Below are 16,942 nucleotides of genomic sequence, written 5' to 3' on the forward strand. Positions count from 1 at the left end.
AAATCCCATTGTCATATTATTGTTATAAGGAAACCAAAAATATTTTTTTCGTTTCCTTATAAGTTGTTTATGTTTAGCTGGCTATACCAGCAGATTGGGTGATCATGACAGAGAAATCAAAAGTAATTTTCGGAAACAAGATTAGTGACAAAGATTATCGAGGTGCCATCAAATCCAAGAAAAGTTATATAAGGAAATATGGCGATGATTCTGCCGTAGATTACGGCGTGCAGGTTACACGTAATAATGTCATTGGGCCTATCCTTGGGGTAGAGAATATCGAAGTTTCTACTAAGCCTTCAGAGGGTACTTTAGATACTAATAAGGGCATCATAGTAGGAAACATCAGAATGGGCTTTGGACATTATCGTATATCCATGGCTATGGCTTCATATGCTCATCATCTTGGGCTTACTCCTTATTGGATGGATCTTAATTCTTTTAAGGAGACAACATGTACCAAGGTTATCGGAGCACAGAATGACCTGTATTCTCTTGGATCTAGACTTTCCAAAAATCCAATCTTTAATAAGTTTGTATGGGAGCCTATGAACTACGAGGGATTCAGAGCTCTTTCATATAATGCCAAGGATCAGAAAAATGCAGAGCTCATGGCTCCTGTTTATAAGAATGTACCAAAGGATATTCCAGTTGTTGCAGCTCATGCATGGCCAGCGCAGGCTGCTGTTCACGCAGGAATGAAGTATGTTGTAAATGCCATTCCTGATAACTGGCCAATGGCACTTCATTTATCAGAGGGAAGTGTACACACTATCCAGTGCAGAAATGCATATATGGGCTATAGAGTGTTAAATGGCATGGACAAAAAGAACGTTTGTAAGCCAATGCCAAAGCAGTCACTTGTTTACACAGGTCATTACATTGATTATGAGCTGGTTAGCAATATCGAAAATGACTGCGAAGCAAGAAGAATAAGACATAGAAAAGGAAAGCCGATACGTTTCCTTTTAACTATAGGAGGAGCAGGTGCTCAGAAAGAGATCTTTGCTGAGATCATCAAGCATCTTTTACCAGCGATAAAATCTGGTATTGCAGCTCTTTATGTAAATGTTGGTGATTATAGAAATGTCTGGGATGAGCTTTGCAAGGAAATTCCAGAGATGGATAATTTAAAGACTGAGCATATGGATAACTGGGAAGATACAGTTTCTTTTGCTGAAAAAGCCCTTGATCCAGAGCTTGAGATAGAGGGAATCCACGGATTTTATCACAAGAATATCTTTGAAGCGGTTTATGCAACTAATCTCTTGATGAGAAGCTGCGATGTACTTGTTACAAAGCCTAGTGAACTTGCTTTTTATCCTGTTCCTAAGCTTTTTATCAAACGAGTTGGTAAGCACGAGATGTGGGGGGCAATCCATTCAGCTGAAATCGGCGATGGAACACTTGAGTGCAGAGATATTCCACATATTCTCCAGATGATAGATCAGTTCATTCAGACAGATCTTGTATGTGAGATGTGTGACAACATTGTACTTAACAAGAATATGGGCATCTATGACGGAGCCAAAAAAGTAATTGAGCTTGCGATGAAGCTTAAGGAGGAAGATAAGTGATGGAAGAGAAGATCAGTTTATCAGGGGCAGCGAAGGCTTCCTATGGACTAGGCGCAGTTGGTAAGGACATGGTATACATGCTCTCAGCGTCTTATGTTCTGTATTATTACCAGGATATTTTGGGCGTAAGTGCTGCTGCCATGGGAGTTATCCTTATGGTTGCCAGAATCTTTGATGCTTTTAATGATCCTATCATGGGCGCTATTGTTGCCAAGACCAAGACTAAATGGGGTAAGTTCCGTCCTTGGCTTTTGATCGGAACTATTACCAATGCAATTGTGATGTTTCTTATGTTCTCAGCACCTCCAGCACTTAATGGTCAGGGACTTGTAACATACGCTGCTGTGACATATATCTTATGGGGCGTTACTTACACAATGATGGACATTCCATATTGGTCAATGATCCCAGCATTTACTGAGGGTGGTAAAGAAAGAGAAGGCCTTACAACTCTTGCTAGATCCTGCGCAGGTGTTGGATCAGCTATCATCACTATCATTACTGTAATGACTGTATCAGCTCTTGGACATGCCTTTGGCGGAACCAATATTACTGATAGAGAAGTTGAGAGACTTGGTTTTTCATACTTTTCAATTATCATAGCTGCTTTATTTGTTCTCTTTACTGTTATCTGCTGCATTTTTGTAAAAGAGAAATCAACAGTAGATATGAAGACAGCTTCAATTGGAGAGATGTTCAAGGCTCTTATTCAGAACGATCAGGCTATGGCAGTAGTTGTAGCTATAGTTATCGTTAACTGCTCAATCTATATCACATCTAACCTTGTTATCTACTTCTTTAAGTATGACTTTGGTGGTACAGGCTGGAGAGGAGATTACACACTGTTTTCAACATTTGGAGGCGGAATTCAGATCCTTTCAATGATGATCCTTTATCCACTCCTTAGAAAAGTGTTTACATCTATCAATATTTATTACATCAGCATGGGCATGGCAATCTGTGGATATATTTCACTTCTTGTCCTTGCTTCTACATCAATGAATAACGTATTCCTTTTGTTCATTCCTGGATTCTTTATCTTTGCAGCAAATGGAATGCTCTCAGTTATTACCACAGTATTCCTTGCAAATACTGTAGATTACGGGGATCTCAAAAATAACAGAAGAGATGAGTCAGTCATCTTTTCAATGCAGACCTTTGTAGTTAAGCTTGCTTCTGGTATTTCAGCTTTCATAGCTGCTATTTCACTTCAGATCCTTGCTTTATCAAATGATACTGCTGAAACAGTAAAAGAGATCGATTATTCAATGGGCGTTACTCTTGCCCAGAAGATGGGACTTAGGATGGCAATGACTATCGTACCTATCATCGGACTTGTTTTTGCAATATTCTGGTTCAAAAATAAGTACTTCTTAACTGATGAGAAACTCCAGGAGATCTCAGTTACTCTTGTACAGAGAAAGACAGAAGAAATGTCAAAGAATTAATAGGTGCCTTGCATCTTATGAGGATATATAAAAAACATCGTTTGCTTCATTTTTCGGGGCATACGGTGTTTTTTATGCTATAATAACTTTAATTGTATTGTACAAAAGGTGAGCTGATGACTTGTAAAGATATTGAAAAGTTAATTCCATCTTTCCTTGATGATGACCTTGATAATGAGGAACTATCAGAGTTTATTTCTCATATTGAGAGCTGTGCTGAATGCAAAGAAGAACTTACTATTCAGTTCCTTGTTAAGGTTGGTATGAAGCGTCTTGAGGATGGTAATACATTTAACTTAAGAGATGAACTTGAACTTCTTATGAGAGATTCCAAAAAGAGTCTCAAAGCCAGAAGATATCTTGTGTATACCAGCTATGTCCTTGAACTTGCTGTTTTAGTCTTGGGAGCGATTACAGTAGTTCTTTCATTTATTTTATGATTCTTTTTATTGTTGGTGGTTTATGTCTGAAAATCTATTAATTGTTAATGGTAATGAGCTGATCAGTGATGCTTTTTACAAAACGCCAGCCTTTACAAACTCTGAAGGAGTATTTGTAAATGGTGTCTATGGCGGTATCTTCAAGCTTATTTCAATTTTAAAGACAAGTGAATATAAGGCTTTGAGTATTTCTTTTTCTGAGGAATGTGGCAATGAGAGATTAAAGCCTCAGATACTTAAATTTAAGGAGATCATAGAGGCAAAGGGTCAGGGAGAGATTCCTGTGACCAAAGAGCTTTTGGAGTCCCTTGAAAATGCGTTAAAAGACCTTTCTCCATCAGGAGAAGTAAAGGGTGCTTCCTTTGATATGACCTTGAAGGTTACATCTGACCTTAATGAAGTAGAAGCTCTTTTTGAAACTAAGTCTGATAGAGCGGCTTTCTATTTCCTTACAGATATAGGTGATTTCCTTGGATTAGGGATATCTTTTGATGGCAGTAATGTAACCTATATTCCAGTTGAAAACTTTATAACTGCAGATTATCTTGGCAAGAAGCTGTCTATTTTAAGTGAGAGGATGAGCCTTTGCAGCTTTGATATCAAAGAAAGCTACAAGTATTTTGAACCTTCTGAATTTGCAAACAGGACCTATGGCTACAAAGATGAGGACGTGTCAGGGAATAAGTGCTTTGACGTGCTCATTGGAGCATATCTTATAAATCCACTTAAAAATGACTATGAGCCATGGGATGTTGCGAAAGAGTACCTTAAGCTCACTCTTCCTAAGAGAGCGGACCTTTTTGGAAAAGAGCCCCTTGCAAATGCAGATATTAAGGTACTTTCTGAGTATGCGTCCAAGATAGCATATATCTGTTTCAATGCAGAGCCTCTTATAAGGGCAAAACTTGCTAAAACAGGCATGGAGAGGCTTATGTATAACATAGAGATGCCTCTTTCATATATTCTTTATTCCATGGAAAAAGAAGGCATCATCGTTAAAAGAGATGAGCTTAAAGCCTATGGAGACAAGCTCCTTGTAAGGATCGATGAACTTGAAAAGGCAATCTATGAGGCTGCGGGCATAGAATTCAACATCAATTCTCCAAAGCAGCTTGGAGAGATATTATTTGAAAAGCTAGGGCTACCTGCTGAAAAGAAGACAAAATCTGGTTATTCAACAGCAGCTGACGTACTAGAAAAGCTTGCGCCAGAGCATAAGATCGTTGCAGATATCCTGGAATACAGAGGTCTTACTAAGCTTAAATCTACATATGCAGATGGTCTTGCGGCTTACATTGCTGATGATAACAGGATTCATACAAGCTTTAATCAGACTATCACCGCAACAGGTAGGATCAGCTCAACTGAGCCAAATCTTCAGAATATTCCTATGAGAACAGAGCTTGGAAGACTCATCAGAAAGGTTTTTGTTCCTAAGGACGGCTACGTCTTTGCTGACGCTGACTATTCACAGATCGAGCTTAGGATCCTTGCCCATATGTCAGAGGATAAGGGACTTATCGAAGCCTATCATGAAGGTAAGGATATCCACAGGATCACTGCATCCAAGGTATTCCATGTACCTTTTGAAGAGGTTACATCCCTTCAGAGACGTAACGCCAAGGCTGTAAACTTTGGAATTGTCTACGGTATAAGCGCTTTTGGTCTTTCACAGGATCTTTCTATATCGGCTCATGAAGCAAAAGAGTATATGGAAAAGTATTTTGAGACCTATCCTGGAGTTAAGAAGTATCAGGAGGATGTAATAGCAAGCACCAAAGCAAAGGGCTATAGTGAGACTATGTTTGGCAGAAGAAGACCAGTGCCTGAGCTTAAGGCATCAAACTTTAATCTGAGGCAGTTTGGTGAGAGAGTTGCCATGAACGCACCTATTCAGGGAACTGCTGCCGACATCATGAAGATAGCAATGATTGATGTTTTCTTTAAGTTAAAAGAGCTGTCACTTAAGTCCAAGCTTATTTTGCAGATCCACGATGAACTGGTAATTGAGACTGCTCCAGATGAAGTGGATACAGTAACAAAACTATTGGTAGAAGAAATGGAAAAGGCGGTTACTTTGTCTGTGCCTATGGAGGTTGATTGCCACATAGGTTCAGACTGGTATGAGGCAAAGTAAGATAATGGGACTTATTAAAGGTAAAACGAACATAATAGGAATTACAGGCGGCGTCGGCGCAGGTAAATCCACGGTTCTTGGTTATATTAGGGACAATTATAACTGTCTTGTGATCTTTTCTGATGATGTGGCTAACGAGATCAAAAAGAAAGGCTATCCAGCCTATGATGAGCTTGTTAAGCTCCTTGGAAAAGAGATCCTCTCTGGCGATGGCGAGATCGATAAAGCCAAGATGGCAGCGGCTATATTTAATGACAAAGATAGCCTTGAAAAAGTAAATAATATTTTGCATCCTGCAGTAAATACATATATTATAAATATTATAGGGAATGAACGTAAAAGAAACGTTTATGACTTTGTTTTTGTAGAAGCAGCTCTTTTGATAGAAAATGGTTACGACAAGATCGTTGATGAGCTGTGGTATGTATATGCATCTGAAGAAGCCAGAAGAGAGAGACTTAAGGCTTCAAGAGGCTATTCGGATGCCAAGATAACTGATATCTTAGCTAATCAGCTAAGTGATGAAGTATTTAGAGAGTATTGCAGCTTTGTGATAGATAACAGCACAGATCTGTCAGATGCTGCAAAACAGATTGATAATAAACTTTGGGAGTGGAGAAAGTGATGGCTAGTTTAGAACAAGCAGATCAGAAAGTTGTATTCGGACTTGATATAGGAACCAGAAGCGTAGTAGGTACAGTCGGATACATGAATGATGGACAATTTAATGTTATTGCCCAGTGTGTTGAGAAGCACGAGACAAGAGCAATGCTTGATGGACAGATCCATGATATCGGTAAGGTTGGAGCCACTATCAAGGTTGTAAAAGAAAAGCTTGAACAGCAGACAGACATTCATCTTACAGATGTTTGTATTGCTGCCGCTGGTCGTGTTCTTAAAACTGTCAGAACAACTTACGACTATGAATATGTAGATGCTCATGATATTACAGAGGAGGATATCTATAACCTGGATTCTGCTGCAGTAGAGCAGGCTTACTCTGAATTTATAAAGAACAATACATCAGACCTTAAGTTTTATCTTGTTGGCTATTCTGTTATGCACTATTACCTTGATGGTTATCAGATTGCCAATCTTGAGGGACATAACGCAGGTAAAGTAAGTGTAGAGCTTATTGCTACATTCCTTCCTGATGACTGTGTTGACGGTCTATATAAGGCTTGTGAGAGAGCAGACCTTAAGGTTGCAAATCTCACCTTGGAGCCTATTGCAGCTATGATGGTTGCTATTCCAGATAGATTTAGAATGCTGAATCTTGCACTTGTAGACGTAGGTGCAGGTACATCCGATATCTGTGTTACTGATGATGGCTCTATCACAGCATACGGCATGCTTCCTATAGCTGGTGATGATATTACTGAGATAATCGCCCAGCACTGCCTTGTGGACTTTAATCAGGCTGATGAGATCAAGATTGCAGCCAGCCACAATGACAAGGTTGATTATGTTGATATCATGGGCCTTAACAAGACTATCTCTTCCAAGGATATAGCCAAGATCGTTAAGCCTAAGGTTGATGAAATGGCCAAAAAAGCTGTTGATGAGATCAAGAGATTAAATGGCGACAAGCCAGTTAGCGCTGTATTCGTTGTAGGTGGTGGCGGATGCGTTCCTGGATACGTTAAGGCTATTGCAAGGGAGATGGATATTCCAGAAGAAAGAGTTGCTCTTCGTGGTGAAGAAGTCATGAAGAACATCACCTTCCTTAATAACGATGGTATCGAGAGAGATTCACTTTTAGTAACTCCTCTTGGTATTTGTATCAGCTATTATGAAGAGGCAAATAACTTTATCTTTGTTTCATTTAATGGCGTACAGACCAAGATCTATGATAATGGTAAGCTTCAGGTAGTTGATGCTGCTATGCAGGCCCAGTTCCCTAATGAAGATCTTTTCCCAAAGAGAGGTCAGGAGCTTAAGTATACTGTTAACGGCAAGGAGAGAAGCTCAAGAGGTGAGCCTGGTGAAGCAGCTATTATCCAGCTTAATGGTAAGCCAGCTGATATTCATACCAAGATCAGAGCAAATGATATCATCGAGGTTACTCCATCTACAGCTGGTGCTCCTGGTAAGGCTGTTATCGAGGGTATCCCAGAGTTTAAGACTAAGTTTAATGTAAATGTAAACGGCAAGAACGTTGAAGCATCCAGATTTGCCACAGTTAATGGTCAGCCTTCAACTCCTTTATATAGCATTCAGGCTGGCGATGAAGTCAAAGTCCTTGACTATAATACAGCTGAACAGATTGCAGCATTGATGGATATCGATATTAATGAAGATACTGTGATCTTTGTTAATAATGAGAGAGGCAATAAGGATACTCCTGTTTATGAGAACTTCAAGATTGAGTTCAAGGCTCAGGAAGAAGTTATCATGGACTACTACAAGGATTTCCCAAGCGCTGATGAAGTTGCTATCAGCCAGGAAAATGAGGAGTCCTATGAGAGCACAGAGGATGGCAGACTTGTAGAGGATGCTGATGGACAGCTTTCTTTTGATGATCTTCCAGATGATGACGGTTCTCAGAAAGAAGAGCAGGTTGTTGTAAGGAATATCCTAGCTCATGACCTTCATGTTACAGTTAACAACGAGCCTATCACTCTTCATGGCAAAGCAGATTATGTATTTGTAGATATCTTTGATGCTATAGATTTTGATCTGTCCAAGCCAAATGGAAGAGCGATCGTAACAAGCTTAAATGGAGCAACTCCAGAATATCTCCAGCCTATCAAAGAAGGCGACAGAATAGAAGTATATTGGAAATAAAGCACTTAAAGACTTATCTGATATATAGATAAGTCTTTAAATATGTATAGAGATTTTAAAGGATTATTTTATTTATGAGATTTACTAGTATTGCCAGCGGAAGTAGCGGGAATTGTACATATGTTGGTTCAGATAACACCCACGTATTAGTTGATGCAGGTGTTAGCAAAAAAAGAATTGAAGAGGGGCTTAAGGCTTTAGAACTTGGCCTTTCAGATATAGATGCTATATTTGTAACTCATGAGCATTCTGATCATATTGCAGCCCTTAGAACTATCTTAAAAAAGTTTGATATTCCTATCTATGCCACAGAGGGCACAATTGAAGGCATTAGAAACAGTGACAAGAAAAATGAGATGGTAGATTCTAGATTTATTCCCATCACCTGTGATAAAGAGATAATACTTGGTGATATGAAGATAAATCCAATGGTGATATCCCATGATGCCCTTGAGCCTTGCGGCTATAGATTTTTTGTGGGGGACAAAAAGGTGGGTATCGCAACTGACCTTGGTTGTTACTCAGATTATACAGTTGAGTGCCTTAAGGACTGTGATGCGCTTTTATTAGAAGCTAATCATGATGTGAGAATGCTTCAGACAGGTCCTTATCCTTATGTGTTAAAGACTAGGATACTGGGGGACAGAGGCCATCTATCCAATGAAAAGAGTGGTGAGCTTTTATGTAAGCTTTTAAATGACAAGATGAAGGGTGTATTTTTGGGACATCTTTCCAAGGAAAATAACCTTCCTGAGCTTGCTTATGAGACTGTTCGTGTAGAGATTGAAATGGGGGATAATCCATATCATGGCAACGATTTTCCATTAATAGTTGCGGACAGAAGCAGTATTTCTCCAATTTTAGAGTTCTAAACTTCTTGATTAATTTAGAGATTACATTTACTATTGATAACAAATTGCATTAGTTCTATAATTTCAGCTTTTTTTAATATGGAGGAGACATGAATAAGACTATCATTACAGTAGTTGGAAAAGACACAGTTGGTATTATAGCTAAGGTATGTACATATCTTGCAGGTGAGAGTATCAATATCCTTGATATTTCACAGACTATCGTCAGCGGATATTTTAACATGATGATGGTTGTTGACATGGCTGGAGCAGCCAAGGATTTTAATACTGTTGCTGATGATCTGGAAGCTCTGGGCAAAGAGATTGGTGTTGTCATCAAATGTCAGAGAGAAGAGATCTTTGATTCTATGCACAGAATTTAATCTTTCAGAGGAAGGTATGTAATATGATAAATGTAAAAGAGGTTGTCGAGACCAATGAAATGATCGAGAAAGAAAATCTGGACGTTAGAACAATCACTCTGGGTATCAGCCTTTTAGATTGTATCTCTTCAGATTTAGATCAGCTCTGCAAAAATATCTATGACAAGATCTACGATACTGCCAAGGACCTTGTAAGTACTGGCAATCAGATTTCTAGAGAATTCGGAATTCCAATCGTTAACAAAAGAATATCAGTAACACCTATCGCTTTAGTTGGTGGAGCTGCATGTAAGAGCCCATCTGATTTTGTTCAGATCGCAAGGACTCTTGATAGCGTAGCCAAAAAAGTTGGTGTTAACTTTATTGGTGGCTATTCAGCTCTTGTAAGTAAGGGAATGACAGAAGCTGACAGACTTCTTATTGAATCAATCCCAGAAGCTCTTGCTACAACAGATGTTGTTTGTTCATCTATAAATGTTGGCTCAACAAAGACTGGAATCAACATGGATGCAGTAAGGCTCATGGGAACCATAGTTAAAAAGACTGCTGAAGCAACTAAGGAAAACGATTCCCTTGGATGTGCTAAACTTGTTATTTTCTGTAATGCACCTGATGATAACCCATTTATGGCTGGGGCATTCCATGGCGTAACAGAATCTGACAAGATAATAAATGTCGGCGTAAGTGGACCTGGTGTTGTTAAGACAGCTCTTGAGAGCGTTAGGGGAGAGAATTTCGAAGTTCTCTGCGAGACCATCAAAAAGACAGCATTCAAGGTTACAAGAGTTGGTCAGTTGGTTGCACAGGAAGCTTCTAAGAGACTTGGGGTTCCATTTGGTATTATCGACCTTTCACTTGCTCCTACACCAGCAATTGGCGATAGCGTAGCAGATATATTACATGAGATCGGTGTTGAGCATGCTGGCGCACCTGGAACAACAGCAGCCCTTGCTCTTTTGAATGATCAGGTCAAAAAAGGTGGAGTAATGGCATCATCTTATGTGGGAGGCCTTTCTGGAGCATTTATTCCTGTCAGTGAAGATCAGGGTATGATAAATGCAGTTAATGCCGGATGCCTTACACTTGAAAAGCTTGAAGCAATGACCTGTGTATGTTCAGTTGGTCTTGATATGATAGCAGTACCTGGAGACACTAAAGACACAACTATTGCCGGAATCATCGCAGATGAAATGGCAATCGGTATGATCAATCAAAAAACAACAGCAGTTCGTCTTATTCCAGTAATTGGAAAAGGCGTTGGTGAGACAGTTGAATTTGGAGGCCTTCTTGGCTATGCACCAATCATGCCAGTAAACCAGTTCTCATGCGATAATTTTGTAAACCGTGGTGGACGAATTCCAGCACCGGTCCACAGCTTCAAGAACTGACATCCGTCTTGACATTGACCTTAAAATTGCTATATATTATAATAACTTTTGTATTATTATGCCCAAAAATAAGGGGGATTTTCTTATGGTCTGCAGTATGACAGGTTTTGGCAGAAGTGAGATTACAGAAGGGGAACGAAAGTACATCGTTGAGCTTAAATCAGTGAATAACCGATATCTTGATATAAATATCAAGATGCCAAAGAAGTTCAATGCTTTTGAATCTGAGATTAGAAATCAGCTCAAGAACTTCATGAAACGTGGTAAGGTTGACGTATATATCAGCTACGAGGACTTTTCTGAATCAGATACAAGAGTTAAGTACAATAAGGCTGTTGCTCAGGAGTATTATTCATACTTAAATGAGATGGCCAGTGACTTTGGACTTGATAATGATGTTAGGATCTCAGTGTTATCAAGATTTCCAGAAGTTTTCACAATGGAAGATGAACAGCTTGATGAAGAAGAGGTTTTAAGCGGTCTTCAGAAGGCAATTGCAGCTGCTGGTAAGCAGTTCTTAGATTCCAGAGTTAGAGAGGGTGAGTTCCTTTCAGGGGATCTTACTGAGAAGCTTGATGGTATGCTTGAAAATGTAGAGTATATCTCAGAGCGTTCACCTGAGATCATCGATGAGTACAAAGCTAAGCTCAGAGAGAAGATCCAGGATCTGTTAGAGGACAAGCAGGTAGATGAGAATCGCCTTGCTATGGAAGTTACTATTTACGCAGACAAGATCTGTGTTGATGAAGAGATCACACGACTTCGCAGCCACATTCAGGCTATGAGGGATGCACTTATAAAGGGTGATGACAAGGACGGAATTGGTAGAAAGCTTGATTTCCTTGCACAGGAGATGAACAGAGAAGCCAACACGATCCTTTCTAAGTCAACTGACCTTAAGATATCAGACAGAGGTATTGCTCTTAAGACTGATATCGAGAAAGTAAGGGAGCAGATACAGAACATTGAGTAAACTCATTCACATAGGATTTGGTAATATAGTAAATGCAGACAAGATTATTAGCATAGTTAGTCCAGAGGCAGCCCCTATCAAAAGAATGGTCCAGAAAGCCAGAGAGGAAGGCACAAGCGTTGACGCCACTCAAGGCCGCAAGACCAAGGCTGTTATAGTCATGGAAAATGGTATGCTTGTTTTATCTGCTCTTTTACCAGAAACTATCAGTATGCGTTTATCATCAGAGAGTGAGAGTAGTTTAGATGAAACGTAAAGGTATTATTATTGTTGTTTCCGGTTTTTCAGGAGCTGGTAAGGGAACAATCATGAAAGAGCTGACCAAAAAGTATGATCAGTACGCTCTTTCAATCTCAGCCACAACTAGAAATCCTCGTGAAGGTGAGGAAAATGGCAGAGAGTATTTCTTTATTTCTAAAGAGGAGTTTGAGAAGCTCATCGAAGAGGATGGCCTCATCGAGCACGCTAGATATGTAGACAATTACTACGGAACTCCTAGGAAATATGTAGAGGACAAGCTTTCTCAGGGCATTGATGTTATTCTCGAGATCGAGATCCAGGGTGCTCTTCAGATAAAAGAAAGATATAAGGATGCGGTACTTCTTTTCGTAATGCCACCATCAGCAAAGGTCTTAGAAGAAAGACTTCGTGGCAGAGGAACTGAGACTGATGAAGTCATCAAAAAGAGACTTTCAAGGGCCAATGAAGAAGCAGTCGGCATCGAGAATTATGATTACATTGTTATAAATGATAATCTCCAGGATAGTGTAGAATGTGTTCATGAGATCATTCAAGCAGCACATTTGAGTCCTGCCAGAAATCAAGAATTTATAAATACTATTAGAAAAGAGCTTGGAGAGTTAAACTAACAGGCTTGTATATGCGGAAGACCCGCAGGAAAGGAACACTATGATACATCCATCATACGTAGATTTAATGAATGTAGTAAACAAGGGAGTAGAAGAGGGAGAAGAGCCAGTTATCAGCTCAAGATACTCAATTGTTATGGCAACATCAAAGAGAGCAAGACAGATCATTGCCGGTGATGAGCCAATGGTTAAGGTTAAGGACAAGCAGAAGCCTCTTTCAATCGCTGTTGAAGAGATGAACCAGGATACACTTAGAATCCTTACAGATGAAGAGAAGGATGCTCTTGCAGAAGAGAATAACGAGGAAACAGAAGCTTGAAGATTTTGTTCGTATCACTTGGATGTGATAAAAATAGAGTAGACACCGAGGTTATGCTTGGAATGCTGAGCGGACGCGGATTTACTTTTACAGATGATGAAGAAGAAGCCGAAGCAGCAGTTGTTAACACCTGCTGCTTTATCAATGATGCCAAGCAGGAGAGTATAGATACTATTCTTGAACTCTCTGAGCGTAGAAAGAGTGGCCAGCTCAAGGCACTTATAGTTACAGGTTGTCTTGCACAGCGCTATCAGGAAGAGATACAAAAAGAGATTCCAGAAGTAGATGAGATCCTTGGTATATCTTCTACAGACAAGATAATAGAAGCGCTTGAAGAGACACTTAAGAGAAATAAGCTTTTTACACACAAGAATTATTTTGATGATATCAACAGAAAGCCTGTAGGCGGTCAAAAGAGAATCGTTACTACAGGTGGTCTTTATGACTATCTTAAGATTGCAGAAGGCTGTGATAAGCACTGTACTTACTGCATTATTCCTAAGGTCAGAGGCAATTATAGAAGTGTTCCTATGGAACAGCTTTTAGTAGATGCACAGAATCTTGCTGATCAGGGTGTTACTGAGCTTATTTTGGTAGCACAGGAAACTACACTTTACGGAACTGATCTGTATGGTGAAAAGAAACTTCCAGAGCTTTTACATAAGCTTTGCAAGATCGATGGTTTTAAATGGATAAGGATCATGTATTGTTATCCAGAAGAGATCACCAAGGAGCTAGTTCAGACCATTAAGGAAGAGCCAAAGATATGTCATTATCTTGATATTCCAATTCAGTCTGGTTCAGACAGAATCCTTAAAAAGATGGGACGTAGAACAAATAATGCAGAGATAAGAGAGCTTGTCAGCTACTTAAGACAGGAGATTCCTGATATCTGTATCAGAACAACTCTTATCAGTGGTTTCCCTGGAGAAACTGCCGCAGATCACAATGAGACTTATGATCTTGTTAAGGATCTTAAGTTTGATAGACTTGGAGTATTTACATATTCTCAGGAAGAGGATACTCCTGCAGCTACTATGCCAGATCAGGTTACAGAGAGGGTCAAGAACACTCGCAGAAACAAGCTTATGAGACTTCAGCAGGAAATAGCTTTTGAATCTGCAAGCAACATGGTTGGCAGAACAGTAGACGCTGTTGTTGAGGGAAAAATAGTAGATTCTGGTGACAGTAATCTTGATGGATTTACTTATGTGGCTAGAACCTACAAGGATGCACCTGATATTGACGGATTTGTTTTTGTAACAGGTGTTCACAGAGAACTGATGACTGGAGATTATTTAAAGGTTAATATTACAGGTTCAAATGAATATGACCTTATTGGGGAGGAAGCATAATGAATTTACCAAATAAGTTAACTGTAGCAAGAGTAATAATGATTCCATTTTTTGTATTCTTTTTACTTTTTGATCCATCTAATGTGACATTTAAGTGGATCTCACTTGCAATATTCATCGTTGCAAGCCTTACAGATATGCTTGATGGCAAGATTGCAAGAAAGTATAACCTTATCACAGATTTTGGTAAATTTATGGACCCGCTGGCAGACAAGCTTTTAGTATGCAGCGCCATGATCGGACTTATCGAACTTCACAGAATTCCTTCATGGATCGTTATCATCATCATTGCAAGAGAATTTGTTATCAGCGGATTTAGACTTATTGCTGCAGACAATGGCAGGGTAATTGCAGCAAGTTATTGGGGAAAGTTCAAGACAACTTTCCAGATGATCATGGTAATCCTTATGATCGCTAATTTACCAATCCCTGCAGTGCAGGTATTAACTACAGTTATTATGTGGGTAGCTCTTGCGCTTACTGTTATTTCACTTATTGATTACCTTGTAAAGAACAAGGATGTTATGAGTGGAGAGATGTAATTTTTAGTTTTATAGAAAGAGAAATTTAATGAGTAATAACGAAGTAAAGATCAGATACGACGAGTCAGGCCTTGATGAGAAGATCATCAGAGCCGTTTCAGAGATGGGATTTGAGTACATGTCCCCAATTCAGCAGGCAGCTATTCCTGTCATGCTGGAAGGAAAGGATATTATAGGGCAGGCCCAGACTGGAACAGGTAAAACAGCTGCTTTTGGAATACCACTTCTTCAGAAGGTAGATCCAGACAACAAGCACTTACAGGCCGTTGTATTGTGCCCTACCAGAGAGCTTGCTATGCAGGCTGCTGATGATATTAGAGATTTTGCCAAGTACATGTTTGGCATCAAGGTCCTTGCAGTTTATGGAGGACAGGATATTTCAAGACAGATCAGAGCTCTTTCTTCAGGTGTTCAGATCGTTGTTGGTACACCTGGAAGAGTTATGGACCATATGCGTAGACATACCATGAAGATGAAGGATGTTAAGGTCCTTGTACTTGATGAAGCAGATGAAATGCTTGATATGGGCTTTAGAGAAGATATCGAGACTATTTTACAGGGTATGCCAGAAGAGAGACAGACAGCTCTTTTCTCTGCAACAATGCCAGAGCCTATCCTGCAGATCACTAGGAAGTACCAGAGTGAGGATGCTGAGTACATCAAGATGACTCCAAAGGAGATCACAGTAGCAGCTATTGATCAGGCTTACTACAGAGTTCCTCAGAAGTCCAAAGAGGAAGTTCTTTGCAGACTTATGGATTACTACAATCCTACAAGATCACTTATTTTCTGTAACACAAAGAGAATGGTTGACCAGCTTGCTGAGAACCTTAAGGGCAAGGGCTATCTTGCAGATGGACTTCACGGAGATCTTTCACAGAACCAGAGAGATACAGTAATGAATCTCTTTAGAAGCGGTAGGATCAACATTCTTATTGCTACAGACGTTGCAGCAAGAGGTATTGATGTCAGCGGCGTTGAGGCAGTATTTAACTTTGATATTCCTGAAGATATTGAGTATTATGTACATAGAATAGGACGTACTGGAAGAGCTGGTAAGAGTGGCAGATCCTTTACTCTTGTTGGTGGAAGAGAGATGTACAAGCTCAGAGAGATCGAGAAGGTATGTCATACCAAGATCGAAGAGAGGAAGGTTCCTTCTGCAAAAGAGATAACAAGAGCTAAATCACAGAAGGTATTTGCTGAAGTTATTGATATTATTGAGAATAGCGATATCACTTCAGCTCTTGAGTTTGTTAAGCAGAAGGTAGAAGAAGGTGAGTATACAGCAGAGCAGCTTGCAGCAGGCTTTATGAAGCTCAAGATGGGCGCTGATATCGAAGATCTTGATTTTAGCTTTGACAGACCTTCAAGAGGCAGATACGGCAGATCTGAAGGAAGAGGTCGTGACGGCAGAGGTCGTGATGGCAGACGCTTTGACAGAGATGGTAAGGGCCGCGATGGAAGACGCTCTGACAGAGATGGTAAGAGCCGTGATGGCAGACGCTTCGATAGAGACGGTAAGAGCCGCGATGGAAGACGCTCAGATAGAAATGGTGCTACTCGCGATGGAAGACGTTTTGATAAAGATTCCAAGGATAGATCAAAAACTGGAACAGACATGATAAGGAGCCAGAAGAAGGATCGCAGACCTAGAAACAATCCTGGAGAAGGCTTCGAAAAGGTTGGACGCGTTAGTATAAAGGGCGAGTCTTCAACAAAGGCTTGGTATGTTGGTGAAGATACAAACACCATGAACGTTTCAAAGAAAGAGAAAAAGCAGATCAAGTCTGAAAACAAGAAGAGAAGTATTGATTACTTACAGGATGTAAATGATCTTGTAATGGAGAGCTTTGGAAAGCGCAAAAAATAA

Annotated in this window: 16 protein-coding genes; all 16 read left to right on the top strand. The window is 39.8% G+C overall.

All coding sequences use genetic code 11. The annotated features are described in order from the left end of the window. The first annotated feature begins 104 nt into the window (after nucleotides 1-104). The 16 genes from BLS24_RS04895 (at nucleotide 105) to BLS24_RS04970 (ending at nucleotide 16,942) form a co-directional block, all read left to right on the top strand. Nucleotides 105-1,577, top strand: coding sequence for a DUF6937 domain-containing protein (locus BLS24_RS04895; RefSeq protein WP_091756689.1), 1,473 nt, complete (start codon nucleotides 105-107; stop codon nucleotides 1,575-1,577). After that, complete coding sequence (locus BLS24_RS04900) at nucleotides 1,577-3,025, top strand: glycoside-pentoside-hexuronide (GPH):cation symporter (RefSeq protein ID WP_242872233.1); 1,449 nt, start codon at nucleotides 1,577-1,579, stop codon at nucleotides 3,023-3,025. Before BLS24_RS04895 ends, BLS24_RS04900 begins: the two co-directional genes overlap by 1 nt. A 116-nt stretch (nucleotides 3,026-3,141) precedes the next feature. Beyond that, complete coding sequence (locus BLS24_RS04905; RefSeq protein ID WP_091756690.1) at nucleotides 3,142-3,465, top strand: anti-sigma factor family protein; 324 nt, start codon at nucleotides 3,142-3,144, stop codon at nucleotides 3,463-3,465. Between the two features lie 22 nt (nucleotides 3,466-3,487). Continuing rightward, nucleotides 3,488-5,602 (top strand): DNA polymerase I, encoded by a 2,115-nt coding sequence (gene polA, locus BLS24_RS04910; protein WP_091756692.1) that lies wholly within the window; start codon nucleotides 3,488-3,490, stop codon nucleotides 5,600-5,602. A 4-nt stretch (nucleotides 5,603-5,606) separates the two neighbouring features. Beyond that, nucleotides 5,607-6,227 carry a dephospho-CoA kinase gene (coaE, locus tag BLS24_RS04915; RefSeq protein ID WP_091756694.1) on the top strand — a complete coding sequence of 207 codons (621 nt, stop codon included), beginning with the start codon at nucleotides 5,607-5,609 and terminating at the stop codon, nucleotides 6,225-6,227. Then, nucleotides 6,227-8,389, top strand: coding sequence for a cell division protein FtsA (locus tag BLS24_RS04920; protein ID WP_091756696.1), 2,163 nt, complete (start codon nucleotides 6,227-6,229; stop codon nucleotides 8,387-8,389). Before coaE ends, BLS24_RS04920 begins: the two co-directional genes overlap by 1 nt. 74 nt (nucleotides 8,390-8,463) lie before the next feature. After that, complete coding sequence (locus BLS24_RS04925) at nucleotides 8,464-9,261, top strand: MBL fold metallo-hydrolase (protein ID WP_091756698.1); 798 nt, start codon at nucleotides 8,464-8,466, stop codon at nucleotides 9,259-9,261. An 89-nt stretch (nucleotides 9,262-9,350) separates the two neighbouring features. Further along, entirely contained in the window at nucleotides 9,351-9,623 is a 273-nt protein-coding gene (locus BLS24_RS04930) for an ACT domain-containing protein (protein WP_071176234.1), read from the top strand. Between the two features lie 23 nt (nucleotides 9,624-9,646). Continuing rightward, complete coding sequence (locus tag BLS24_RS04935) at nucleotides 9,647-11,011, top strand: PFL family protein (RefSeq protein WP_091756700.1); 1,365 nt, start codon at nucleotides 9,647-9,649, stop codon at nucleotides 11,009-11,011. Nucleotides 11,012-11,096: 85 nt separating this feature from the next. Next, a complete protein-coding gene (locus BLS24_RS04940) occupies nucleotides 11,097-11,984 on the top strand; it encodes a YicC/YloC family endoribonuclease (RefSeq protein ID WP_091756702.1) in 888 nt (295 codons plus the stop codon). Then, complete coding sequence (locus BLS24_RS04945) at nucleotides 11,977-12,240, top strand: DUF370 domain-containing protein (RefSeq protein ID WP_071176231.1); 264 nt, start codon at nucleotides 11,977-11,979, stop codon at nucleotides 12,238-12,240. Before BLS24_RS04940 ends, BLS24_RS04945 begins: the two co-directional genes overlap by 8 nt. Continuing rightward, entirely contained in the window at nucleotides 12,230-12,853 is a 624-nt protein-coding gene (gene gmk, locus BLS24_RS04950) for a guanylate kinase (protein ID WP_091756704.1), read from the top strand. The genes BLS24_RS04945 and gmk overlap by 11 nt, the downstream gene beginning before the upstream one ends. Before the next feature lie 40 nt (nucleotides 12,854-12,893). Further along, nucleotides 12,894-13,172, top strand: coding sequence for a DNA-directed RNA polymerase subunit omega (gene rpoZ, locus BLS24_RS04955; RefSeq protein WP_071176229.1), 279 nt, complete (start codon nucleotides 12,894-12,896; stop codon nucleotides 13,170-13,172). Then, complete coding sequence (rimO, locus tag BLS24_RS04960; protein WP_091756706.1) at nucleotides 13,169-14,527, top strand: 30S ribosomal protein S12 methylthiotransferase RimO; 1,359 nt, start codon at nucleotides 13,169-13,171, stop codon at nucleotides 14,525-14,527. The genes rpoZ and rimO overlap by 4 nt, the downstream gene beginning before the upstream one ends. Further along, entirely contained in the window at nucleotides 14,527-15,069 is a 543-nt protein-coding gene (pgsA, locus tag BLS24_RS04965; protein WP_091756708.1) for a CDP-diacylglycerol--glycerol-3-phosphate 3-phosphatidyltransferase, read from the top strand. The genes rimO and pgsA overlap by 1 nt, the downstream gene beginning before the upstream one ends. 28 nt (nucleotides 15,070-15,097) lie before the next feature. Continuing rightward, nucleotides 15,098-16,942 (top strand): DEAD/DEAH box helicase, encoded by a 1,845-nt coding sequence (locus BLS24_RS04970; protein ID WP_091756710.1) that lies wholly within the window; start codon nucleotides 15,098-15,100, stop codon nucleotides 16,940-16,942.

This window comes from Butyrivibrio sp. INlla18 (genome assembly GCF_900103635.1).
In the GTDB taxonomy this organism is placed as follows: Bacteria; Bacillota; Clostridia; order Lachnospirales; family Lachnospiraceae; genus Butyrivibrio.